The organism is Pedobacter sp. GW822-FHT03F06 (genome assembly GCF_058801365.1).
In genome coordinates, this window is sequence record NZ_JBXANE010000008.1 from 1 (window position 1) to 22662 (window position 22662).

Annotated in this window: 19 protein-coding genes, 1 tRNA gene and 2 riboswitches; of the genes, 13 read left to right on the plus strand and 7 right to left on the minus strand. The window is 38.9% G+C overall.

What is annotated here, in order from left to right; all coding sequences use genetic code 11:
• The first annotated feature begins 275 nt into the window (after positions 1-275).
• Positions 276-845 carry a DUF1543 domain-containing protein gene (locus AC1RJ8_RS14785; protein ID WP_492954744.1) on the plus strand — a complete coding sequence of 190 codons (570 nt, stop codon included), beginning with the start codon at positions 276-278 and terminating at the stop codon, positions 843-845.
• A 5-nt stretch (positions 846-850) separates the two neighbouring features.
• On the opposite strand, the gene AC1RJ8_RS14790 is transcribed toward AC1RJ8_RS14785, so the two are convergent.
• The 4 genes from AC1RJ8_RS14790 to serC form a co-directional block, all read right to left on the minus strand.
• Entirely contained in the window at positions 851-1642 is a 792-nt protein-coding gene (locus tag AC1RJ8_RS14790) for a lacto-N-biose phosphorylase central domain-containing protein (protein WP_493008053.1), read from the minus strand.
• A gap of 181 nt (positions 1643-1823) precedes the next feature.
• A complete protein-coding gene (locus AC1RJ8_RS14795) occupies positions 1824-1970 on the minus strand; it encodes a hypothetical protein (RefSeq protein WP_165456383.1) in 147 nt (48 codons plus the stop codon).
• Between the two features lie 25 nt (positions 1971-1995).
• Complete coding sequence (locus AC1RJ8_RS14800; RefSeq protein ID WP_492954742.1) at positions 1996-3117, minus strand: DUF1015 family protein; 1122 nt, start codon at positions 3115-3117, stop codon at positions 1996-1998.
• Between the two features lie 11 nt (positions 3118-3128).
• A complete protein-coding gene (gene serC, locus AC1RJ8_RS14805) occupies positions 3129-4226 on the minus strand; it encodes a 3-phosphoserine/phosphohydroxythreonine transaminase (RefSeq protein ID WP_492954741.1) in 1098 nt (365 codons plus the stop codon).
• A 323-nt stretch (positions 4227-4549) separates the two neighbouring features.
• On the opposite strand from serC, the gene AC1RJ8_RS14810 reads away from it, so the two are divergent.
• The gene (locus AC1RJ8_RS14810) at positions 4550-5017 is read left to right on the plus strand and encodes an Lrp/AsnC family transcriptional regulator (protein WP_057932837.1); all 468 of its coding nucleotides are present in this window, start codon (positions 4550-4552) and stop codon (positions 5015-5017) included.
• 137 nt (positions 5018-5154) lie between these two features.
• Here AC1RJ8_RS14810 and AC1RJ8_RS14815 read toward each other — a convergent pair whose 3' ends face one another.
• Positions 5155-5784, minus strand: coding sequence for a DUF4159 domain-containing protein (locus AC1RJ8_RS14815; RefSeq protein WP_492954740.1), 630 nt, complete (start codon positions 5782-5784; stop codon positions 5155-5157).
• Positions 5785-5887: 103 nt separating this feature from the next.
• Here AC1RJ8_RS14815 and AC1RJ8_RS14820 point away from each other — a divergent pair, with 103 nt between their 5' ends.
• The 11 genes from AC1RJ8_RS14820 to AC1RJ8_RS14870 all read left to right on the plus strand — a co-directional run bounded on the left by AC1RJ8_RS14820 (position 5888) and on the right by AC1RJ8_RS14870 (position 20716).
• Entirely contained in the window at positions 5888-6934 is a 1047-nt protein-coding gene (locus tag AC1RJ8_RS14820) for an AAA family ATPase (RefSeq protein WP_492954739.1), read from the plus strand.
• Positions 6934-7821, plus strand: coding sequence for a DUF58 domain-containing protein (locus AC1RJ8_RS14825; RefSeq protein WP_492954738.1), 888 nt, complete (start codon positions 6934-6936; stop codon positions 7819-7821). The genes AC1RJ8_RS14820 and AC1RJ8_RS14825 overlap by 1 nt, the downstream gene beginning before the upstream one ends.
• Positions 7822-7824: 3 nt before the next feature.
• Positions 7825-9192 (plus strand): BatA domain-containing protein, encoded by a 1368-nt coding sequence (locus tag AC1RJ8_RS14830; protein WP_492954737.1) that lies wholly within the window; start codon positions 7825-7827, stop codon positions 9190-9192.
• Complete coding sequence (locus AC1RJ8_RS14835) at positions 9179-11311, plus strand: hypothetical protein (RefSeq protein WP_492954736.1); 2133 nt, start codon at positions 9179-9181, stop codon at positions 11309-11311. Before AC1RJ8_RS14830 ends, AC1RJ8_RS14835 begins: the two co-directional genes overlap by 14 nt.
• A 2-nt stretch (positions 11312-11313) precedes the next feature.
• Positions 11314-13098 carry a hypothetical protein gene (locus tag AC1RJ8_RS14840; protein WP_492954735.1) on the plus strand — a complete coding sequence of 595 codons (1785 nt, stop codon included), beginning with the start codon at positions 11314-11316 and terminating at the stop codon, positions 13096-13098.
• Between the two features lie 260 nt (positions 13099-13358).
• Complete coding sequence (locus tag AC1RJ8_RS14845) at positions 13359-14993, plus strand: TldD/PmbA family protein (RefSeq protein WP_230148029.1); 1635 nt, start codon at positions 13359-13361, stop codon at positions 14991-14993.
• A gap of 2 nt (positions 14994-14995) precedes the next feature.
• Positions 14996-16312, plus strand: coding sequence for a TldD/PmbA family protein (locus AC1RJ8_RS14850; protein WP_492954734.1), 1317 nt, complete (start codon positions 14996-14998; stop codon positions 16310-16312).
• A 287-nt stretch (positions 16313-16599) separates the two neighbouring features.
• Positions 16600-18240, plus strand: a complete 1641-nt coding sequence (locus AC1RJ8_RS14855; protein ID WP_492954733.1) for a TldD/PmbA family protein — start codon at positions 16600-16602, stop codon at positions 18238-18240.
• A gap of 549 nt (positions 18241-18789) precedes the next feature.
• Positions 18790-18888, minus strand: a riboswitch (SAM riboswitch).
• A gap of 762 nt (positions 18889-19650) precedes the next feature.
• Positions 19651-19721 (plus strand) — tRNA-Cys (locus tag AC1RJ8_RS14860).
• 4 nt (positions 19722-19725) lie between these two features.
• Positions 19726-19825, plus strand: a riboswitch (SAM riboswitch).
• A 79-nt stretch (positions 19826-19904) separates the two neighbouring features.
• Positions 19905-20084, plus strand: coding sequence for a hypothetical protein (locus tag AC1RJ8_RS14865; RefSeq protein WP_492954732.1), 180 nt, complete (start codon positions 19905-19907; stop codon positions 20082-20084).
• 50 nt (positions 20085-20134) lie between these two features.
• Complete coding sequence (locus AC1RJ8_RS14870) at positions 20135-20716, plus strand: DUF4833 domain-containing protein (RefSeq protein WP_492954731.1); 582 nt, start codon at positions 20135-20137, stop codon at positions 20714-20716.
• Positions 20717-20908: 192 nt separating this feature from the next.
• Here AC1RJ8_RS14870 and AC1RJ8_RS14875 read toward each other — a convergent pair whose 3' ends face one another.
• On the minus strand, positions 20909-21187 hold the full coding sequence (locus AC1RJ8_RS14875) for a hypothetical protein (protein ID WP_492954730.1): 279 nt from the start codon (positions 21185-21187) through the stop codon (positions 20909-20911).
• A 102-nt stretch (positions 21188-21289) separates the two neighbouring features.
• Positions 21290-22615, minus strand: coding sequence for an amidohydrolase (locus AC1RJ8_RS14880; RefSeq protein ID WP_492954729.1), 1326 nt, complete (start codon positions 22613-22615; stop codon positions 21290-21292).
• Positions 22616-22662: the final 47 nt, after the last annotated feature.

Sequence of the window (22662 nt, forward strand, 5' to 3'; positions counted from 1 at the left end):
ACGCTTACCAAGCTTTCTTCTTGTAATACTATTTGAAAGAAGAAAAATCAGTTTGATAAACCAAAGGAGATGACGACCGGTTTTTAGAATCTGTCAGTAGTAGCGCAGCGAAGAATCTTTTTTAAATCGAATTCCGAGATCATATTACAGGAAGATTGTTCAACCCTTTAATCTCTGCGCCTTCCTCTCCGTGCCCTTTGTAGTTAAGAGAAAATCACAAATATTAAGAACCAATTCTGCTTATTACTGTTAAAAGAAAAGTCAACAAATTAAATATGGATACACCGCAACCAAAATTATATATGCTTTTATTAGGATCGAAAGCACCGAAAAGAAATGTAGAACAGCACGATTATTTCTTCGGCATTGCCCATTCGCTTAATGCACTTGTTCCCGAAATTAAAGCATTTTGGCCCGAAGCAGGAAGCAGTATCCATATAGACGGCTGGCGGGAAGTGAAGAAGGTCGACAATTATGAAATCAACATTAAATTAAGAGATAGTAAAACGCCCAATTCTACTGATAAATTGTTTTTCATTAACCTTGGTGGTTACCAATCCAACCAATTATACGAACAACATTATATTGTTTTATCTGTGCATAGTGAACGGGCCAAGGCGATACAGGAGGCCAAGAAAACGGCATTTTTTAAAACCAATTCAATAAAAGGTGCCAATGCCCATATCGATGAAAAGTATGGCATTGATGTAGACGATATTTATAAAATTGAAGATATTTTAAGCGAAGAATCGAAACAAAAATACCATATCGAAATAAAAACATCTTCAGGCGATCTACCTGAAGATGAAATTCATTTGGGTTATCTTAAACTAGATAAACTTTAATGCCGTTATTTTTTCGACAGTTTTTTTAACCACGCCACTACATCAGCAGCCGCTTTATCATTTTCGAAACCCATTTCTTTTGGTAAACGTCCGTTAACATATTCGTCATACAACCATGGGTCGGCAATAGCAATTACGGTTCCTTTACCATATTTAGCCGAGGCGATTACTGTTGCATTAGCTGCATTTTTTAAAACTGGTTTTGCACTATTCTTGGTTTCAATAGCGCAAACATCTTTCATAAATATTTTTTGTGCAGTTTTAAATACAGGGTTATTTTTGGTAGAAATAGCACCGTCTTCAAAATGTTTATCATCAATAACATGATTTTGCATTTCATTGCTAAAGTGCATACCAAATACATTGGCTAGTTTATTAAAGTGAGGCAATTCTACGTTTGCACTATCATTAGCAAACATCACCAATACGCCTCCTTGTTTTACCCATGCAGAAATTTCAGTAATATCTGCCGCCTGTATATAATTTGGTTTTGGGTTTTCTTTTGGCCGGTCAGGATCTACAATTATATATACATCAGTTCCTTTGAGCTTGGCTGCAGTTGGAGCCGTTTCTAAAGAGTCTAACTTAAAGCCTTGTTTCTTAAAGATATTCCCTAAAATAAAGAAATTTCCATAATCGCTTTTGCCCCATAAATAATGAAAACGCTCTACCTCCCCCGCTTTATTTTTTCGGGTTTCGCGATTAAAAAAATAATCTAAGGTAACGGTTTGTGCACTTGCCAGAACAGATGAGCAGATTAAAATAGAAAGTGTGCAAACTCTAAAAAGCATTTTCATAAAATATATCGGGTTAAATTATAATTATCAATAACCCAAAAGTATAAAATTTAACTATAATCAAATTGCTATAATCAACCGCTATGGGTATAATTAACTGCAAAACTTACTCAACGTAAAGCTAAATTGATTTACCACAACAAAAAAAATACCATGCCACTGTTAAAATCAATATAACAGGTTAGAGCCAATGCAGGTAATCTTGCTCTCCATCATTTTTTTTCTTGTTTACTTTAAGGCGCTTTTTGTACAAAGCCACTAAAAAGAAAGCAATGATCAGAAAGGTAGCCCCTATCTGCGCTATACTTTCTAAATCGAGATCGAACATATCGTTTGTTTTATAGATTTAACTATTAATTTACTCTTAACTGTTCTCCTTTAGCCGTTATAGCCACCGGGCTACTCGCCATAAACCCCTGCGGGATCTTGGGTTCTATCCATGTAGATTTGGGCGGCAAAAACTCACCCATTTCTGCGGCAGTTATAAATGCATCCGCTGTCATCGGAAAAAGAGAAAAACCAATTGACGTTTCATCCTGATTCAGCGCTGCAAGAAATTGAGGCCACTTGCAATCTGGAAAGCAAGTTAATCTTTCGTCTTCCTTAGGGTTATTGATACCAAGCGCAGGTGACAGGATTTTATCTTGTAAAATCACTGTATCTGGCACTGCTGACAATGCCATAGAAGCTTTATTTAAGTCCAGTTGATACCATTCGCCTTTAAAGCAAAGGCCTAACCTATTTTTCTGATCGGGTTTATAAGCTTTGTTATTGGGAATTTTTGAGATATAATAATATGCTTTCAGTTTTTCCATCAGCAGTGAATAAGAAATATCTGCCCCCGAAACCACTCTATGAAAGGCACCTATAGAAATTACATCGGCAGAAACAAAAAGCGAACTGATTTGCTGAGACGTGTTTTTCTGTAGCGAACAGGCTGCTTCCAAACGATGATGACCATCGGCAAGGTAAACCGTATCAAGTTTCATAAATTCCGTAACAAATTTTTCAATAACATCTTCTTCCAATACCTGATAAAGAAAATGTTCCATCTGCGACCATTCACTTGCCAAAGGTTTACGCGTACGTACCACAAAATCAATAAGCGCATCTAAGGCTTTGTCTTTTTTATAGACCAATAAGATTGGCGATTTTTGCGTTGCTTTATTTTTACGGTCTATTTTAAGCGATTCTACTTTCGACGATACCGTTTCTTCGTGCCTTTTAATTGCATCTACTGGTGTTTGAGAAAGATCGGTGGCGGCCCAAATGCCCCTCATTACACCAAATTCGCTACGGAACTCATAAACATAAATAGCAGGCCGATCATCCAAAGGACATCCGAACAGATTAAGCAGGTCTTCAAACGAAAGCTGCTCATTTTTATGCACCTTACCGTGTACCTGATCAGAAATCATCAGATCAAAGATGTCTTTACCTGGCTGTAATGCCTTTAATGGAGAGATTTTTATCATCGTTTAACTGATTATCCGAGTTCAAGAACTGTTTTATCACTGTATATTTTTTCAAAACTGCTCATGGCATTTACCAATACTTCAACACTCGATAATGGGAGCGCATTGTAAAGTGAGGCCCTAAATCCACCAACAGTTCTATAGCCTTTTATGCCTACAATCCCCTGATCTGCCGCAAATTTTAAGAACTCAGTTTCTACTTCTTTATTAATGGCTAAGAAAGTAACGTTCATTCGAGAGCGGTGCTCAACATCGGCTGTACCATAAAAAAGCGGATTGCGGTCTATTTCGGCATATAATAATTTTGCCTTTTCTATATTTTTTTGTTCTATTCCATTAACACCACCCTGATCTTTCAGCCACAATAAATTAAGCATGGCCACATAAATAGAAAAAACCGGTGGTGTATTGTACGTGCTCATATTATCGCGGAATACCCGATAATCCAACATTGATGGGATTTCTTTTTTTGCCTGATCAAGAAATTCATTTTTAGCGATAACCAGCGTCATTCCTGCTGGGCCCATATTCTTTTGGGCACCTGCATAAATAAGATCAAAATCGGTGATGTTAATTTTTCTGGAAAAAATATCTGATGACATATCGCATATTAACGGCGCACCGGCAGTAGAGAAATCGAATATTTCTGTCCCCTCAATCGTATTATTTGAAGTACAATGTAGGTATGCAGCTTGTTTATCGTTATTAAAATCAACCGGGATATAAGCATAATCTTTATCTTTCGAAGATGCAACTAGTTCTACTTCGCCAAACAATTTGGCCTCTTTAATGGCTTTTTGTGCAAAATAACCGGTATCAAGATAAGCGGCTTTTTTCCCTTCACTCAAAAAATTCATCGGAACCATAGCAAATTGTGTACTGGCCCCACCCTGCAAAAAAAGTACAGCATAATGATCGGGAACAGATAATAACTCGCGCACCAAAAGCTGGGTTTTAAGTACCACATCTTCAAATTCTGGTGATCGATGAGAAACTTCTAAAATAGATAAACCTATCCCTCCCCAATTGATTACGGCCTGAGCAGCTTGTTCCATTACAGATGACGGCAATATGCACGGGCCGGCACCGAAATTGTGTTTTTTATGCATGAGAAAAATAATATTCGGTTAAATTAATTATAGCGTAAAGATCAGTAGTTAAGCAAATTATACCGCAACAACTTAATTTTTTGGTAAAAATTATTTTTTATCAAACCCTAAACATCCTAAAAATTTGGTTTAGTATACCAGGAAAATAAGCTGGCAGAATATAATTTTTATTTGCACTCCATAATTTTCACTATTATTGTAATTTATACACTAAGTATGTTTTTAAATAACGACAATAAATTATATAAATATACCTTATTTTAACTATTTTTAGGCTGCACAAAAGCGAACAAAAAATTAACAATTATACACTAAGTATTTACATGCAACCTCAAAAAGTTGATCAGACTGATATCGAAATCTTAAATCTTTTACAACGTGATGGATTATTAACCTATAAAGAAGTTTCGGGAAAGCTTAGAAAAAGCATGACCCACATTGTAGATCGCATTAAAAAACTGCGGTCAAATGGCTACATCAAATCAACAGTTGCCATTGTAGACATCGATAAACTGAGGTCGCATTTTATAGCCTTTCCTCACATTCAACTTACCATACATTCAGAAGATATTGTAAGGGCGTTTAAGGCCGAAATGGAAAAATACCCTGAAGTGATGGAATGTTATCATCTTACCGGACATTTCGATTTTATGCTCAAGGTAGCCATGCCCGATATGGTTTCTTACAACAATTTCCTGAGAGACAATATAGGCGCACTGGCTTATGTAGGAAATATCCAGAGTTTTTTGGTGCTGAATCAATCGAAGGCCGAAACCGCGTATGCACTGTAGGTGTATTAGTTCAATTAAGCGTGGCGGCAGACGTTACCATCTGCTGCTTCCGGATATTTAATTAATGAATCGCATAAACCTGTCAAGTGGCAACATCTGACAGCACGAAAAAACAGCCAAATGGAAATTGTCAACCGTTAACTGTTGATTCCCATGGCGTAAAGGATAATATTTACCCCGAACTTGGTATTGTCTTCAGCTAAAAAACGTTTGTTCCTAAAATCGTAATCCCACTCGCAGCCATAATCTTTATTGCTGTACAATACCCCTATCCTATTGTTAATGGTAATCGCTTTCAGGTAATCGTGTACCAGATCATCACCCCAGCCGTTTAACTCGAAAGAAGTGGTTGGCGGGCCTTTCTCAAACTTGAAGAAAGCGTTGTAGATACCATGGTTATTAGGGATTTTCTTCAAAGCCTGAGAACCAAAAAGGTTGCTCATCTGTGTTTCGAACGAGCGGGCAAATAAACCATCAATATCATGGTTGCAGTCATCCACAAAAACGAAACCGCCGTTATGCACATAGGTTTTAAAATTTACAGCTTCCTGCTGACTAAATTGAACGAGTTTATGCCCACTTAAATAACAGAAAGGATATTTAAATAAATCGCGGCTACTCAGCTCTACAATTTTCTCTTCTTCATCCAAAGGAATGGTTGTATACTCGAGAAGAGAATTTAAGAGGTTGGATGGCATGCGCTGATCGGTATCCCAATCGCCTGAATTATATTTTAATCTCGCAAATGTAAATTTAGCTCTCTGCATCACCCTAAAATTACCTCCATTTTTTATTATTCTGCTTTTTTATCCTAATTATCGTGTAAATTTTTTGATATTCTTTTCCATTGGGCTAAAACTATCTATCAATATGCCCTATATTGAAGCACAATATCGTTATACTAAAAAATCAACCGTTTTGGAGCGTTCAGAAAGCAACCTAAAAATATTGATCGATAAGATCTCCCTTTTAAAAAGCGAAATACAAAAAGTAATTGTGGGTCAGGATGTGATCATTGAGGAAATGCTGATTGCTTTAATGGCTGGCGGACATTGTTTACTGGAAGGTGTACCAGGTTTAGCAAAAACTTTAATGGTAAGGACCATGTCGCAGGCTTTAGATCTTTCTTTTAGGAGAATCCAGTTTACCCCCGATTTAATGCCTACCGATATTGTGGGCACCGAAATACTGGAAGAAGACCATGTAACGGGAAAACGTTTTTTTAAATTTAACAAAGGCCCATTGTTTGCCAACATTATCCTGGCAGATGAGGTGAACAGAACGCCTCCAAAAACCCAATCGGCACTATTAGAGGCCATGCAGGAATTTGAAGTAACTTATGGCGGACAAACTTATCCTTTAGACCGGCCATTTTTTATTCTGGCTACACAAAACCCGATTGAACAGGCTGGAACCTACCCCTTGCCAGAAGCACAATTAGACCGTTTTCTTTTGTACATCAAAATCGGTTACCCAACGGCAGCCGAAGAAAAACAGATTTTAAGCAGCACCACCGGAAGTAAAAAAGCGGTGATCAACCCGATTATCGGTGCAGAAGAAATCAAAGAACTGCAGGCCATTACCCGCGAAGTAAGCATCAGCGATGATTTAATTACTTATGTAAGTGAAATCATCCGCGCCACACGCCCTGATACTACGACTGTAAATTTTGTAAAAGAATGGGTACGTTGGGGCGCAGGCCCAAGAGCCGGGCAGGCATTGATTTTAACAGCAAAAGCAAGAGCCTTATTTAAAGGCAGGTATGCTGTGATCATGGAGGATTTACAGGCCATGGCTTATCCGGTATTGCGACACCGGGTATTAATGAACTTTAAAGCCGAGGCTGAAAATGTTTCATCAGACAAAGTAACCGACGAATTGATTAAAGCGATTTCGAAACCAAAAGCGAATATTTAATGCAAAAACTGCTCGATCCGAAAATATTGATGGCCATTAAAGACCTCTCCTTATCGGCTAAAATGACGATTGACGGTTTTATGAACGGCATTAATAAAAGTACCGTAAAGGGACCGGGATTGGAGTTTAGTCAATATAGAAGTTACCAGCCTGGCGATGACCTTCGCTCGCTCGATTGGAAAATGTTTGCCCGCTCCGATCGTTATTACATACGCGAATCGGAAGTGGAAACCAATATTGCCGTGCGCATATTAGTAGATGCCAGTGCCTCGATGAACCATCGTGACGGCGATTTTACCAAAATAGATTATGCAAAATATCTTGGTGCCTCACTGGCCTATCTTGCAAATTTACAGGGCGATGCCATTGGTTTATATGTACTGAAAGATTCGGAGATCTTTTCTATGGCCCCAAAGCAGGATTACCAGCATTTGGCCAGGTTGTTTTACCAGTTGGAGCAGATTAATCCTAAAGGAAAATTCACCAAACCCATTCATTATAAAGAATTATTTGCTGGTGCCCAAAAACGTGAACTGCTCATTTTCGTGACAGATCTTTATCAAAGCGATGAAGAGATTATTAAATTGTTGGACACTTTAAATACGCTTCGACACGAAATTGTAGTTTTTCACCTATTATCAAGAAACGAACAGGATCTTGATTTTAAAGGTTATAACACTTTCGAAGACCTGGAAACAGGGGAAACCATTCAAATTGATCAGGAAAAAGCCAGACAGGACTATAAAAGTAAACTAGCTTCTTATTTAGAGGAAACCAGAGTTAAAATGCTCGACAGAAGAATTTTCTACCGAACCATTTGTACCGATGAACCTTTAGACCAGACTTTGAGGGATTTTTTAAAACAGAGGAGTAAACTTAGAATTTAAACCGTGCAATTTTTATATCCCATAGGTTTACTGGCGCTTGCAGGCTTAATTATCCCGCTCATTATCCATTTATGGAACGTTAAGCAAGGCAAAACGGTTAAGATTGGCAGCATTGCACTGCTTGGCGAAAGCTCGAGGGCAAGCTCAAAAAGCTTTAAAATTAACGATTGGCTATTATTGTTGCTACGCTGCTTGCTTTTGGTACTACTGGTGTTTCTTCTGGCACAGCCTTACCTAAAAAAAAATACTTCGGGCAATAGTAAAAATGGATGGATTTTGATTGATAAAGCAACTTTTCAACAGGTTTTCATTTCGAATAAAAAGACGATTGATTCATTGCTCAAAAAAGGTTACGAAATCCATGATTTTAATGTGGGTTTTACGCCGTTAACCTTAAAAGATACTGCTGATAATCGAACAACACAGGCCAATAACCTAAATTATACAGCTTTACTGAATGCGGCTAATCAAATTGTTCCACCGGGAGCTGAAGTTTATCTTTTTGCCGATCGGCGCTTAAACCGTTTTGGCAATGAACTGCCAACCCTTAACTATAAACTAAAGTACATTCCGCTAAACCAAACCGATACGCTTAGCAGCTGGATTGCCGGATATGCAGGAAAGAAATATGAAGCAAAATCGAATCCATCCAATACTACTTATAAAGCTTTAAATTCAGGAGGCGATGCACCAATAAACATTGCCATACATGAAGCTTCTGGAATTGCAGATGGCAAATACGTCATTGCTGCATTAAAGGCTATTGAGAACTTTACAAAGCGAAAAATAATTATTAACCCTGCTTCTGCGAAGGTAGACATCGGCTTTTGGTTAGCAGATGATGCAGTTACATCAGCCTTCAAATCATTAATTGCACCGAATGGAACCCTATTTCAATATGAAAAAGGGAAAGTAGTTACTACGCCATCTACTATAAACATTTATGGGCGCCAAATTAAATTGAATAAAAGGATTGTTTCGAATAATCAATCCGAAAAAATTTGGACCGACGGTTTCGGAAATGCAATCTTAGCAAACCAAAAGGTAAACAATCTAAATACATTCTATTTTTATAGCCGCTTTAACCCACAGTGGAACGAACTGGTTTGGGATGGTGTATTTGTAAAAGCATTAATGCCGATTGTGATCAGCGCTAAAAATTCAACAGACTTTGGCTTTGAAGACAACCCTGCCGATCAGCGGAGATTATCAGTTCAGCAAAAAGAAGTTACCGAGATTTCTAAAACAGAAGCCACAAAAACCACCCAAAACGAGTCGCTTGGAATTACATTCTGGATAGCAGCTTTATTGATTTTTACCGCCGAACGTATTTTATCATTCAGAAAAAAACCGAATTATGTTAAAAACTGAAGGACAAAATTGGATCCGTAACTTAAGGATAAAGTGGGTTAGCTATTATCTGATTAGCATTACTGCAATTTCTTTGGCCATTGCTTTGGTTTTATCGGTTATTGGCGTTTACCTGCTGCATTTTTCTCCATGGCTTTTTGCAGTTATTTTCCCTGTTATTCTGGGCATTTTCTTATCCATAAAACCCATTTGGAAAACCACCGATCAGGATGTTTCGCGTTTTGTAAACAACCAATATCCCGAACTGGAAGAAAGTGCCGATCTCCTCCTGCAAAATCAGGCTGAATTATCGATGTTGCAACAATTGCAACACAGTAAAATCGAAAATATAATCCCCAACCTGTCGCAGCCAAAAGAACCTGTGAAGAAATTATATTTAGGCTTGGTAATATTGCTTGCAGCTTTATTGATCAGTTTTGGAATAACCAAAATCCCTCAGGCCAAAAAAGACGGCCTACCTATTCACGAAACTAAAACATCTGTTCCCAAGGTTAAAGAAAATATTCCGGCAGAAATTTCCGATTTCAGTGCCACCATTATTCCGCCAGCCTATACCGGAAAAGGAGAACGTAAACAAAAACAATTTACTATTGCTGCCGAAACAGGTGCCAGAATAAACTGGAAAATCGAAACAAACATTGGTATTAAAAAACTGAAAATCATCTTTAACGATAATGAAATTGTTTCGTTAAAAGCCTTAAATGCATCACATACACAATGGAACTATAGCAAAACCGTCAACAAATCAGGCTTTTACCAACTGGACCTGGATGGCAAAAAATCAGATCTCTACCAGATCGAGCTCATTCCTGATTTACCCGTTACGATTAAAATTACACAACCCAAACAGCACACTACTATTGATATCGGTCAGCCGCAAAAGATTAACCTGAACGTATCACTTACAGATGACTATGGCATCAACGACGCTTTTATATCGGCAACCATGGCCAGTGGTAAAGGTGAAGGTGTGAGTTTCACCGAGAAAAAACTATCGTTTAATACCAGTTTTGACAACAAAAAGAACCTCACGCTAAGTAAACTGATTGATTTAAAAAGCCTTGGCATGAAACCAGGCGATGAGCTTTACTTTTTCATCAAAGCGATGGATAACCATGGTCAATCGAGCCGTTCGGATGTTTATTTTGTTTCGATCGTAGATACTGCCGAACTGATGAGTTTAGCAGGAATGACCAATGGCGTTAACCTGGTTCCAGAATATTTCAGGAGCGAAAGACAGATTATTATCGATACCGAGAAACTATTGAAAGAACAATCGTCATTGTCTCCTGCAACTTTTAAAACCAGAAGCAATGATCTGGGTATCGACCAGAAGCTGTTGCGGTTACGCTACGGACAGTTTTTGGGAGAAGAAAATGAGACTGAAATCGGCGGTGATCATGATGACCACGATGAGCATGCGGAAAATAAGGGTGGAGAGGAGAAGTTTGGTGATGTGAGCACCATTATGGACAAATATGCGCACAAACATGATATCGCAGAAGACGCTACCTTTTTCGAACCAGAAATGAAGGCACAGCTAAAGGCCGTTTTAACTGAAATGTGGAATGCAGAACTCCGTTTAAGAACCTATAAGCCGCAGGAAGCATTACCTTACGAATATAAAGCACTCAGATTACTGAAAGATCTACAACAGAAATCGCGGGCTTATGTAGCCAAAACCACCGTAAAATCGGCAGCATTAAAACCCGAGAAACGTTTAAGTGGCGAGCTAGATAAAATCACGCAGCCAGTACAGAAAATGTCCTTCGAGCAAAAAGAAAAAAGGACAGCCTCGCTAAAAATAGCGCTTGCACTATTAGAAAGCAGAAAAACAGATAAAAAATTCAGTGATCAAGATCGCTTTTTACTAAGCGAAACAGAAAAATATATGATTGGTGCCGCGGCCGACAATCCTTCGACCTATTTAAATGCCCTAACCAGTTTAAGAAAGCTAAGTACAGGAAATAAATTGATGCTCAAAGAGATTGATCTGGTTCAACAGGCTATACAAAAAATGATCAATACCGAAACAGCAAAACCGCAGGCACAAAGCGCTAGTCCAGCCTCGGCCTTGTACCAAAACTATTTTAATAACCTAAACAAAACCGGCAAATAGATATGGAATTTAAATACATCGCTATTCTGCTTGGGGTATTGTTAATGGCCTTTTTGCTCTACAAAGAGGTAAACCGAACAAATCGGGCTAGATTAGTATGGCGAATTTTAGCGAATATCATTGCCGTGGGTTGTTTTATTCTGTTGATTGTACCGATCAGATATGAGACGCATGTACAACAAAATGCAGATGAAGTTATTTTACTCACCGACGGCACAAACCCCGATTCTGTTGCAAAACTAAAGGAAAAAAAATATGCATTTCGATCGGTAAATTTAAAAAATACGAAGGCCACCACCATCAATGACCTTTCTTATTTCTTAAAATCTAATCCCAATATCCGGAAACTGAATGTTTACGGTTATGGTTTAAATGCAGCTGAACTGAAAAACCTCAAAGGATACCAGATCACCTTTCATCCTTCGGCAAATCCTGGAGGGATCATTTCTGCTAACTGGCCAGCCAAATTAAAAACCAGTGAACCGCTTCAACTTCAGGGAACTTATCAAAACTCAGGGAGCGAAACGGTTAAACTTTTGTTCAAAGGTTTAGGTAAAACAGTAGATTCGATCGCTATCAGCGCAAAATCGAATAAATCCTTTTCATTTAAAACTAATCCAAAACAAACAGGCAAAGCTGTTTACGAATTAATTGCACTACAAAAAAACGATACCCTTGCCAAAGAACCCGTGCCGGTACAAGTGGGCGACCAAGCGCCGATGAAAGTGCTTATTTTAGCTTCTTTTCCCGACTTCGAATATAAATTTTTAAAAAACTGGCTGTATGAAAATCAATATCCACTAGCTTTCAGAAGTCAGATCAGTAAAAATAAATTTGCTTTCGATTTCCTTAACACAGATAGCATAAACCTTAATCAGATCAATACACCATCCTTAAAAAAATTCGATATTCTGATTATTGATGAAGAAGAATTAGCAGCAATTAGTCCCAACGAAAGGTCATCAATAGCGCTTGCGGTTAATAACGGAATGGGGTTATTGATCAGGGTTGCAAATACAAAAGCTTTGACAACACTTAGTGGTAAATTTGGCCGTTTTGAATCTCCTGTTTTAAAAGGCAAAACATTAAATTTAACCATGATGGAAGATCAACACAAATTTAATCCATTACCACTTGAACAAGCTGTATTTTTAAAGTCTAACCAAACTGATCAGCCCATTATTTCCGATGCCAGCGGCAAACCAGTGGTCAATAGTAGCATCAGCGGTTATGGCAAAGTATTAGTCTCTACACTTTCTGCCACCTATAATTGGCTACTTTCAGGGCAAAAAACTGATTATGCTACTTATTGGTCTAAACTTTTGGCCAATGCAGCAAGAAAAAGAAATGATACCCAGTCTGTAAACATCATTCCTCAATTCCCCGCTATTCACCAAAAAATGAGGATTATTGCAGATCTGACAGCGTCAGACAAGATACCGGCATTAAAAATGGATAGCATCTTACTTAGTCCACGGCAAAACATGGAGCTTCCTTTCCAATGGGATGCTTTTTACTGGCCTCAAAAATCAGGCTGGGCTAATTTAGAAGTAAATCAAGCCGTCGAGCCAGTATATATCTACAAAAAAACAGATTGGGAAGCACTCAAAAATCAACAAAAGCTTGATGGAACCCATCAGTTTATGGAAAACCTGAATACTACTGAAGCCAAAAACAAACTAACAGATGCTATTTTACAGGAAGAAGTATCACTCTGGTGGTTCTTTGCAGGGTTTCTGCTTGCAGCTGCCTCTTTATGGTACGAATCGAGGATATTGGCTTTTTAAAATCGATTCGTCATCTCGACTGAAGCAAAGCGAAATGGAGAGATCTAATAATAAAACCTCTCAAAACAGATTTCTCCGTTTCGCTACTGATGAAAAATCAGCAGCTTCAGTCGAAATGACGAAATTAAACTTTACTAAAAACACCTTTTCACAAAAAACAGCCCCTTTTTCAGTTTTGAAACTAAAATGTTATAATCAATTTCCAGTTTTAGCCTCATAATTGGCTATATTGAAAGCGTAAACTAACTAAATTCAACCAATTGAAAAGAAAAGACTTCCTCTACTTGTCCGGAATGGGTATGGGTGCCCTGCTCCTTCCCGACCTTTCTGCATTCGGAACTCCCATAGACCCTTTACAGGCCTTAGATGGAGTAGATGTAAAAATTAAAAAGGAACTTGCTGATGTCGCACTAAATGCGGCAAAATCTAAAGGTGCCACTTACGCAGATATCCGCATCGGGCGTTATTTAAACCAGTTTGTAGCCACCCGCGAAAAACGTGTTCAAGGCGTAGCCAATACCGAATCCTATGGTGTAGGTATCCGTGTTTTAGCTAACGGATGTTGGGGCTTCGCGGCCACAAACAATGTAACCAAAGATGCCATTGCCAAAGCAGCCGAACAAGCGGTTGCCGTTGCAAAAGCCAATGCTAAAATACAGGGCGAACCAGTTCAACTGGCTCCGCAAAAAGGTTACGGTGAGGTAAGCTGGAAAACACCAATCGAAATCAATGCCTTCGAAGTTCCGGTTAAGGAGAAAGTAGACCTGCTTTTGAATGTAAACGACGTGGCCATGCAAAATGGAGCCAATTTTGTAAATTCTGTTATTTTCGCAGTTAATGAACAAAAATATTTTGCTTCTACTGACGGTTCTTACATCGATCAGGATGTTCACCGCATTTACCCAACTTTTAACGTAACCAAAGTTGACCGCGAATCGGGTAAATTTAAAACGCGTAATGCCCTAAGTGCGCCTTCAGGAAAGGGTTATGAATATATGCATGCCCGTCCTGAAGATAAGGTTACCGGTGTTGTAACCCGCTATAAAGGCCGTTACGACATGCTGGAAGATGTAAAAGAAGCAGCCCGTGTAGCAACAGAAAAAGTAAAGGCAAAATCGGTTGAGCCAGGTAAATACGATCTGGTTTTAGATCCCTCACACCTTTGGCTAACCATACATGAATCTGTTGGCCACCCGACGGAATTAGACCGTGTTTTAGGCTACGAAGCCAATTACGCAGGCACCAGTTTCCTTACTTTAGATAAATGGGAATCAAAAAATTTCAAATTTGGCAGTGATAAAGTAAATATTGTGGCCGATAAAACCCAGGTAGGTTCGTTAGGTGCTGTTGGCTACGATGATGAAGGCGTAAAATGCAAAAAGTGGGATCTGATCAAGAATGGGATACTCACAAGCTATCAGGCCATCCGCGATCAGGCACATATTATCGGCTTAACAGAATCAAATGGTTGCTGTTATTCGCAAGGCTGGGATGATGTTCAGTTTCAGCGTATGCCAAATGTATCGCTGCAGCCAGGTAAAGAAAAACTGAGTGTTGATGATATGATCAAAAATGTTGAAAAAGGCATTTACATCATTGGCGATGGAAGTTTTTCTATCGATCAGCAACGTTACAATTTCCAGTTCGGCGGACAGATATTCTACGAAATTAAGGATGGTAAAATTGCAGGTATGCTGAACGATGTAGCTTACCAGGCCAATACACAGGAATTCTGGAATTCGTGTAATGCCATCTGCGATGAAAGTGATTACCGTTTAGGAGGTTCATTTAATGATGGAAAAGGGCAGCCTTCTCAAAGCAGTGCCGTATCGCATGGCAGTGCCACTACCCGGTTTAATGGAGTTAATGTTATCAATACAGCAAGAAAAATATAATTATGGCCATATTAAGTAAAGAAGAAGCCCAGGCGATATTAAAAAAAGTAATCGGTTATTCGAAAGCCGATTTCTGCGAAGTAGGTTTAAACGGTTCTGATGGTGGGAACATCCGTTATGCCCGCAATGCGGTTTCTACCGCAGGGCAGATCAGTACCATGAGTTTAGGGGTTAGCTCCACTTTTGGTAAAAAAACGGGTTCGGCAACGATAAATGAATTTGATGATGCTTCCTTACAAAAGGTGGTAAAAAGAGCAGAAGAACTGGCCATGCTGGCACCGGAAAACCCTGAATTTATGACTCCATTAGGTCCACAGACTTTTGCAGAATCGAATACATACAATGCTAAAACTGCCGCCATGACGCCTGATACCAGAGCCGAAATGGTAGGAAAAAGTTTAAGTGTATCAAAGGCAGCTGGTTTAGATGCAGCCGGTTTCTTGGAAAACTCAACCCGTTTTAACGCGATCATGAACTCTAAAGGTTTATTTGCCTACAATAAAGGTACCGATGTTTCTTTTTCGGTAACCGTTAGAAACAAGCAAGGAACGGGATCGGGCTACGTTGAGCAAGGCTTTAATGATCTCGACAAAATGGATACCCTGGCACTTAGCAAAATTGCAGCAAGTAAAGCCAATGGCTCTGCAGGTGCAAAAGCCATCGAACCAGGAAAATATACTGTTATTTTAGAACCACTTGCAGCCAGTGATATTATCGGTAATATGTTCAGGGGTTTTGATGCCAGGAGTGCTGATGAAGGCCGGAGCTTTATGAGCAAAAAGGGTGGTGGTACCCGTTTAGGAGAGCAATTGTTCTCAGAAAACGTAAATATCTACTCTGATCCAATGAATACTGAAATCCCGTCTTCGACATTCACAGGCGAAGGTTTACCGGTAAAAAGAACGCAATGGGTTGAAAAAGGAGTAGTTAAAAACCTGTCTTATTCAAGATATTGGGCTGCACAAAAAAATGTTCAACCGCTTCCTTTTAGCCGCAGCATGATCATCGAAGGTGGAACACAATCATTGGAAGATCTGATCAAAAGTACTGAAAAAGGCATATTGGTTACCCGTTTCTGGTACATCCGTTCGGTAGATCCTCAAACATTATTACTCACTGGTTTAACGCGCGACGGCACTTTTTACATCGAAAATGGTGAGATTAAATTCCCGATCAAGAATTTCAGGTTCAACGAAAGTCCGGTAATTATGCTCAACAATGTAGAGGCTTTAGGTAAACCCGTGAGAACAGGGAGTGGATTGATTCCTCCAATGAAAATCCGCGATTTTACCTTTACTTCACTATCGGATGCGATTTAATTGAATCGTCATCTCGACGGAAGTGTAACGAAATGGTAAGCTCTTTAAATAGATTTCTCCATTTCGCTACCGATGAAAAATCGGCAGCTACAGTCGAAATGACGATCTTTTTTAAGAATAATATATTTAACACCTATTCCCTCCGAAGGTCACCCTGAGCGGAGTCGAAGGGCATCATTCAATTGTTATCTCGAGCGGAGTGCAGCGAAGCCGAGAGATCTGCCTAGATAGATCTCTCCATTCCAGTCGAGATGACGACCCTTTTTTTATTAATAAAAATCAAAAAATTGAGAAGAAGAGATTTTTTATACATGACAGGTGTTGGCCTTGGTGCCAGCATGATGCCCAATATACCTGCCTTTGGCAAAATTATTTCTGTTGAAGAATCTTTAACGCCTGTTGATATTGCCCTAAAGAAAAAAATGGCCGATGTTGCCCTCAACGCTGCAAAAAGCAAAGGTGCAACTTATGCCGATGTACGTATAGGACGGTATTTAAATCAGGTAGTGGCTACTAGAGAAACAAGGGTAGAAAACATTTCCAATTCAGAATCATATGGTTTAGGTGTGCGTGTGATTGCCAACGGAAGCTGGGGTTTTGCAGCAACCAACAACATGGACAATGCCAGCATCGCCAACGCTGCAGAAGCTGCCGTAGCTATTGCCAAAGGAAATTCTAAACTCATGGAAGAACCTGTTCAATTGGCGGCACAAAAAGGATATGGGGAAGTAAGCTGGAAAACACCTATCGAAATCAATGCCTTTGAGGTACCCATCGCAGACAAAGTTGATTTGCTTTTAAAGGTAAATAGTGAGGCCATGAAAGGCGGTGCAAAATACATCAGCTCTAACCTGTTTATGATCAATGAGCAGAAATATTTTGCGTCAACCGATGGTTCTTATATCGATCAGGATATCCACAGGATATGGCCAACCTTTACCCTAACCAAAACAGATGCAGCCAGTGGTAAGTTCGAAACCAGAAATGCCTTAAGTGCACCAATGGGTATGGGCTTTGAATACCTGAAACCAAAAGACGAAGAAAAAATTAAAGGTGGGCCAGTTACGATGTACAAAAAGCGTTACGATATTTTGGAAGACGTACGTGAAGCCGCAGTACATGTTGATGAAAAACTGAAAGCCAAACCCATTGCCCCTGGCAAATACGACCTGGTTTTAGATCCTTCTCACCTATTCCTAACCATTCACGAATCTGTCGGTCACCCTACAGAGTTAGACCGCGTTTTAGGTTATGAGGCGAATTATGCAGGAACCAGTTTTTTAACGCTGGATAAATGGGAAAGCAAAAAATTCAACTTCGGGAGTAAAGAGGTAAACATCATAGGCGATAAACTAGAAACAGGTTCATTAGGCGCCGTGGGTTATGATGATGAGGGTGTAAAATGTGGCCAATGGGATATTATTAAAGATGGGATTTTGGTGAATTACCAGACCATAAGAGATCAGGCACATATTTTAGGTTTAAAAGAATCACAGGGCTGTTGCTATGCCGACAGCTGGGACAGTATTCAGTTCCAAAGGATGCCAAATGTTTCATTAACCCCTGGAAATGCAGCCCTAAGTGCTGCCGATATGGTAAAAAATGTGGAGAAAGGTATTTATATGTTTGGCCGTAACTCGTATTCTATCGATCAACAGCGTTATAATTTCCAGTTCAGCGCACAGCTGGCCTACGAAATTAAGGATGGCAAAATTGCAGGCATGTTTAAAGATGCTGCCTACCAAGCCAATACCCAAGAATTTTGGAACTCCTGTGTACAACGCTGCGATAAAAGCGACTACAGGTTGGGCGGGACATTTTCGGATGGAAAAGGTCAGCCGGGGCAAGCAAGTGCCGTTTCACACGGAAGTGCCACTACCCGTTTTAACGGCGTTAATGTGATTAATACGGGAAGGAAATTGGGGTAGAGTTTTCTCAATGCGATCGTCACCCTGAATTTATTTCAGGGTCAATTTTGAAGGAAAGATCCTTCACTATGTTCAGGATGACAGCTCCAATTTCAAATTGTTACCATTTAAGAAATATAAGGCCATTTGAGCTTATATTCCATTAAATGTCTTATGGTTGAAAAAATGATCAAATATCCTAATATCGCCCCCATTTGTAACGGGGATGCATGAGAAAGGCGATTATATCGCCATAAAATCTTCATCCTGCATTGCAAATGCAGATTTCACTGATCCTCGTTGCAAACGAGTACCATCGTTTACCATTTTATATCGGTCGGTGGGACACCAACCGCTAAAACAAAGGGGCATTCTATCCAGACATGCCCCTTTTTCTAACCAAATATAAACCTGTTATGAACCAGGAATTTCTTTATACATCTTGATGATGTTAATGATGGGTATTAACACTAGCCTACGTAAAACCATATAGCACGGCTACAAACCGTTTACAGTTGCAATTCTTTAACGAAATCCTAACGAGAAACAGTGAGTTTACTTGTTATTGTTAATTTATAATCTATTGCTAGATCAGTTTGAGCACTTTTTCCTATGGAAAGTTGCTAGAAGTTCAACGAGTAACTGACTCTCCCTTCTTCTGTATAAATCAACTAATTAATGGTGGTGAATTAATTAGAGTACTAACCTAAACTAGTGGTGGTGATTAGTTAGGCCGTTCCTGATACCCCGGCAACTTATTGACTGAAATACATGACCACCATAATATTCTATCAAAAGGCCCCGGGGTACCAGGATTTTTAAATAAGAATATCTGAATGAAAACCTTTAGCAGGTGATCTGTATCTTAGTTTATATTAGCGGCAACAGCAGTTATACTGATCCGAATAATTGATCAGGGAATATGGCTGAGGTTGTCTGCGGAGTTTCATATTGAACGTAAATTTGCTAGTGAACTATTATTTTTTTGTAAAAGTATAAACTTCGTTCAATTTAAACAATTATTCCTATAGATTTTATATACTTTATTCATAAATAACTGATTTACAGCTAAATAATTTACAATTATTGATTTAAGCAGGGCGTTTGTCATTCTGAATGTAGTGAAGAATCTTTAATTATTTAAGAATATAAAGTCAACTGTAAGATCCTTCGTTGCACTCAGGATGACAAATTTTGAGAATGCGATCGCCATCCTGATCCGATAGCTATCGGATTTTTTTCAGGATCTATCTGCTATTTATCTCACAGACACAAACAACTAAAAATCAACAAATTAAACAGCAAAACAAGTTAAACAATCACAAATTTCACAAAAAAACTACTATTTCTATAGAATTTATAGTAATTAATTTTTACTTTTGCTGAGTCTTCTTCAAAAAGTGAATCTAAAGCTGCTTGAAAAGATCATATAGTCATGTGGCCGAGTGGTTAGGTAAAGGTCTGCAAAACCTAGTACGGCGGTTCGATTCCGTCCATGACGTCTAATACTTATCAAGAAAGACGTAGGGAATGGCCCTTTGATGTCTTAGCAACCTGTTGATTAACAAGGTGCTAATTCCTTCTGCAATGGCAGAAAAGATGAGTTTGAAAACAGATCCCTTTACTGTTTTCGGCGAACGATCAATGGCTATCCCTTCCAAAATTGGTAACCTAAATTTAATAATATGTCAGTTTATTTTGATTATCCATCCATCAGGGATTTTTTCGAGATCCACGGAAACACTTCCTGCGAAAAATTAGATGATTACGAACATTGTAAGGCCGAATCAGACCGGCTTTATAATGAACAGCTTAATGAGATCAATGAAGAAATCCTACATGATCAACCCAAAACCGACACCTAAAAATTATTCAAATCCTTAGCTTAACTGCTCTTTTAAACAACAAGCTTAAAATGTATCCAACACCACCTAGACTACCCATTATATTCAAAACCTTCTTCATTATAGTATTAACCTTCTTCCTGTTTTCAACTCAAACATGGGCACAATCGAAAGATCCATCCCCTATCAGTTTTCCTACGCCCAAAAATGTAGATCATATGCTCTTTTATCTTCAGCGTGATCCGAATACCAACACCCTGATTTATGCGTTAAACCTAAAAGAAAATGGCAGCATCAATGCTAATGCTCCTATTCAGGTTTATTGGATCCGCTATGGTGAAAAAGGACAGAAAAAAGACCTGGGCTATATCCAACGGAAGTTTGCATATGGCATCGATACGAAGGAACTGGGGGCTGAAAAGTATGAATTTAGGTTTGTATCACATAAAAAATTACCATTTTACCTACAAAGGTATAGTGATAAAAGTTACCATGTTTCGGTAACCATAAACAACCGGATAATCAGGGTTTCACGATTATTTATCAGGATTCAGGGTGGCAGTTTCTGGCTTCCGAATGTAAAATATGCGGAAGTGGAAGGCACAGAAGAATCGACAGGTAAACCAGTAGTGGAACGGATAAGTGTGAAGTAAACTATTCTTCATCATCTTTAGTTAATTGCAACAAGATCCTTCGACTCCGTTGAGGATGATAACCTCATGAGAATTTCCTATGGAAAGAAAACAAAGATGGTCTGTGAGACACAGACCATGGATTCGACTGCTTTGCACCCGATAGCTCGGGTTCCGCTCGAAATAACAATCTCCTGTAATAACAATAAAGTGCTATTCTCTCGGCTCTTTTTTATTGTCTATCGCCGTACTAAATGTTTTATTAAACTCGCCTTTAATCCATTGTACTTTCCCTGCCGACTGCATGGCTGGCGCAATGATGTAATTTCCGGTTTCAGTATCGAGGATAACTACAAGATTATTGGCATTTACTTCGGTGCGGTACCTTCCACCGCTTTGATCTTGTCCGTTTTTAAAACTGATGGCTGTAAACATTAAGCCTGCGCCTAAAAACCCTAGCAAAAGGGATTTTGTGTCTAATGTAATTTTCATATCCTTAAGATTTATTTGTGTGTAAAATCAAGATAAGATTTTTCTACCTAAAACACCCGCTGTAAGCGCATTCTATCAGAAATATTTCAATTTATTCTAGCTTTAGAAAACCAGGTTCCCATCGTGGATCAATGATTTAACAGGTGAGACACGGGATACAGCCTCTGCCGAGCAACTGGCATCAACCAGTACTACATTAGCTTTATCGCCTACATTTGGCCATTGCTTTTTTCCTTTATCATCTAAAGGAAGAATATTACCTGTAGCCAGTTTCAATATTCTTGAAAGTTCAAATTCGGTACGATAGCCATAAATTTGAGCAGCTATATTGGCCTTTTGCAAAATACTTCCTGTGCCAAAAGTATTCCAATGATCAACAATACAATCATTACCCGCTACCACTTCTACACCATACTTGTATAGCGCAGGAACGGGCATTGGGTTACCAGAAAGTGGGATGGTTGAAGCTATTCCCATTTTTGCCGCGCCAAGCTTTTCGGCTATTTCTTCGGTTTTGGTTTTATCGAGATACCGCAATGCAAAAGCATGGCTCACATAGGTTTTTCCTTTCAACGCCGGGTTTTCCATTACTTTATCAATCAGGTATTCGATTGTTTTTATACCAGATTCACCCGACTCATGAAGGTGGATATCAATCCCCTTTCCATGATCCAGCGCCAACTGCACTACGAAATCCATGTGTTTTTCAATACCACCATCAATAGAAGTTGGATCTAACCCCCCGATAAAATCTATATCCATTTTGGCTGCTTCTTTCAGCAGTTCCGCAGATTTAGTATAATATATGCCATGTTGAGGAAAGGCCACCAATTCGGCCTGAAAAGATTTCTTTTTATGCAATAATGCGGTTTCCAAATGCTTCAATGAGTCTAATCCAGAGGTAGGATCGATATTTACATGCGACCTTGCATAACTTGTTCCGTAAGATTGAAGTAACTCAATTAATTTTTCACTACGTGGTATAGAAGTTTTTAACAGCTCAGGAATTATCTGTTGTTCGAAAGCAATCATATCTTTTACAGATCTGTTCTTCTTCAAATGCGCCTGCCAGGGCAATCCGTAATAGGTTTTATCCAGATGGATGTGCATATCCCTGAAAGCCGGGAGCATTAACAATCCCTTTGCATCGATTGCTTTTGCAGCAGGGTTATTAGGAAGAACACGTTTTACCTTACCTTCTTCCATCTCAACAATGAAAAGTTCAGTTTTTGTTTTGATTACCTCATCCTGATCATATTCGAATCCAGTTTCGAGCCTAACGTTTTTTAAAGTCAAGGTTTTTTCTGAGAAGCGGCCTACACTTTCATCCGCAATGGCCTGTTCTGCTGACAGTAAGCAGGTGCTTGCAAGCAAAATAGATGAGCTTTTAATAAAATCTTTTCTCGAGATCGAATTTGGGTTTGTCATAACAGGATTCTTTATTACAAAAATAGTGTTCTGTTATATTTATGAAT

Coding starts and splice junctions, on each gene's coding strand:
- AC1RJ8_RS14785 (WP_492954744.1), top strand. CDS start 276: ATGGATACACCGCAACCAAAATTATATATGCTTTTATTAGGATCGAAA.
- AC1RJ8_RS14790 (WP_493008053.1), bottom strand. CDS start 1,642: ATGAAAATGCTTTTTAGAGTTTGCACACTTTCTATTTTAATCTGCTCA.
- AC1RJ8_RS14795 (WP_165456383.1), bottom strand. CDS start 1,970: ATGTTCGATCTCGATTTAGAAAGTATAGCGCAGATAGGGGCTACCTTT.
- AC1RJ8_RS14800 (WP_492954742.1), bottom strand. CDS start 3,117: ATGATAAAAATCTCTCCATTAAAGGCATTACAGCCAGGTAAAGACATC.
- serC (WP_492954741.1), bottom strand. CDS start 4,226: ATGCATAAAAAACACAATTTCGGTGCCGGCCCGTGCATATTGCCGTCA.
- AC1RJ8_RS14810 (WP_057932837.1), top strand. CDS start 4,550: ATGCAACCTCAAAAAGTTGATCAGACTGATATCGAAATCTTAAATCTT.
- AC1RJ8_RS14815 (WP_492954740.1), bottom strand. CDS start 5,784: ATGCAGAGAGCTAAATTTACATTTGCGAGATTAAAATATAATTCAGGC.
- AC1RJ8_RS14820 (WP_492954739.1), top strand. CDS start 5,888: ATGCCCTATATTGAAGCACAATATCGTTATACTAAAAAATCAACCGTT.
- AC1RJ8_RS14825 (WP_492954738.1), top strand. CDS start 6,934: ATGCAAAAACTGCTCGATCCGAAAATATTGATGGCCATTAAAGACCTC.
- AC1RJ8_RS14835 (WP_492954736.1), top strand. CDS start 9,179: ATGTTAAAAACTGAAGGACAAAATTGGATCCGTAACTTAAGGATAAAG.
- AC1RJ8_RS14840 (WP_492954735.1), top strand. CDS start 11,314: ATGGAATTTAAATACATCGCTATTCTGCTTGGGGTATTGTTAATGGCC.
- AC1RJ8_RS14850 (WP_492954734.1), top strand. CDS start 14,996: ATGGCCATATTAAGTAAAGAAGAAGCCCAGGCGATATTAAAAAAAGTA.
- AC1RJ8_RS14865 (WP_492954732.1), top strand. CDS start 19,905: ATGTCAGTTTATTTTGATTATCCATCCATCAGGGATTTTTTCGAGATC.
- AC1RJ8_RS14870 (WP_492954731.1), top strand. CDS start 20,135: ATGTATCCAACACCACCTAGACTACCCATTATATTCAAAACCTTCTTC.
- AC1RJ8_RS14875 (WP_492954730.1), bottom strand. CDS start 21,187: ATGAAAATTACATTAGACACAAAATCCCTTTTGCTAGGGTTTTTAGGC.
- AC1RJ8_RS14880 (WP_492954729.1), bottom strand. CDS start 22,615: ATGACAAACCCAAATTCGATCTCGAGAAAAGATTTTATTAAAAGCTCA.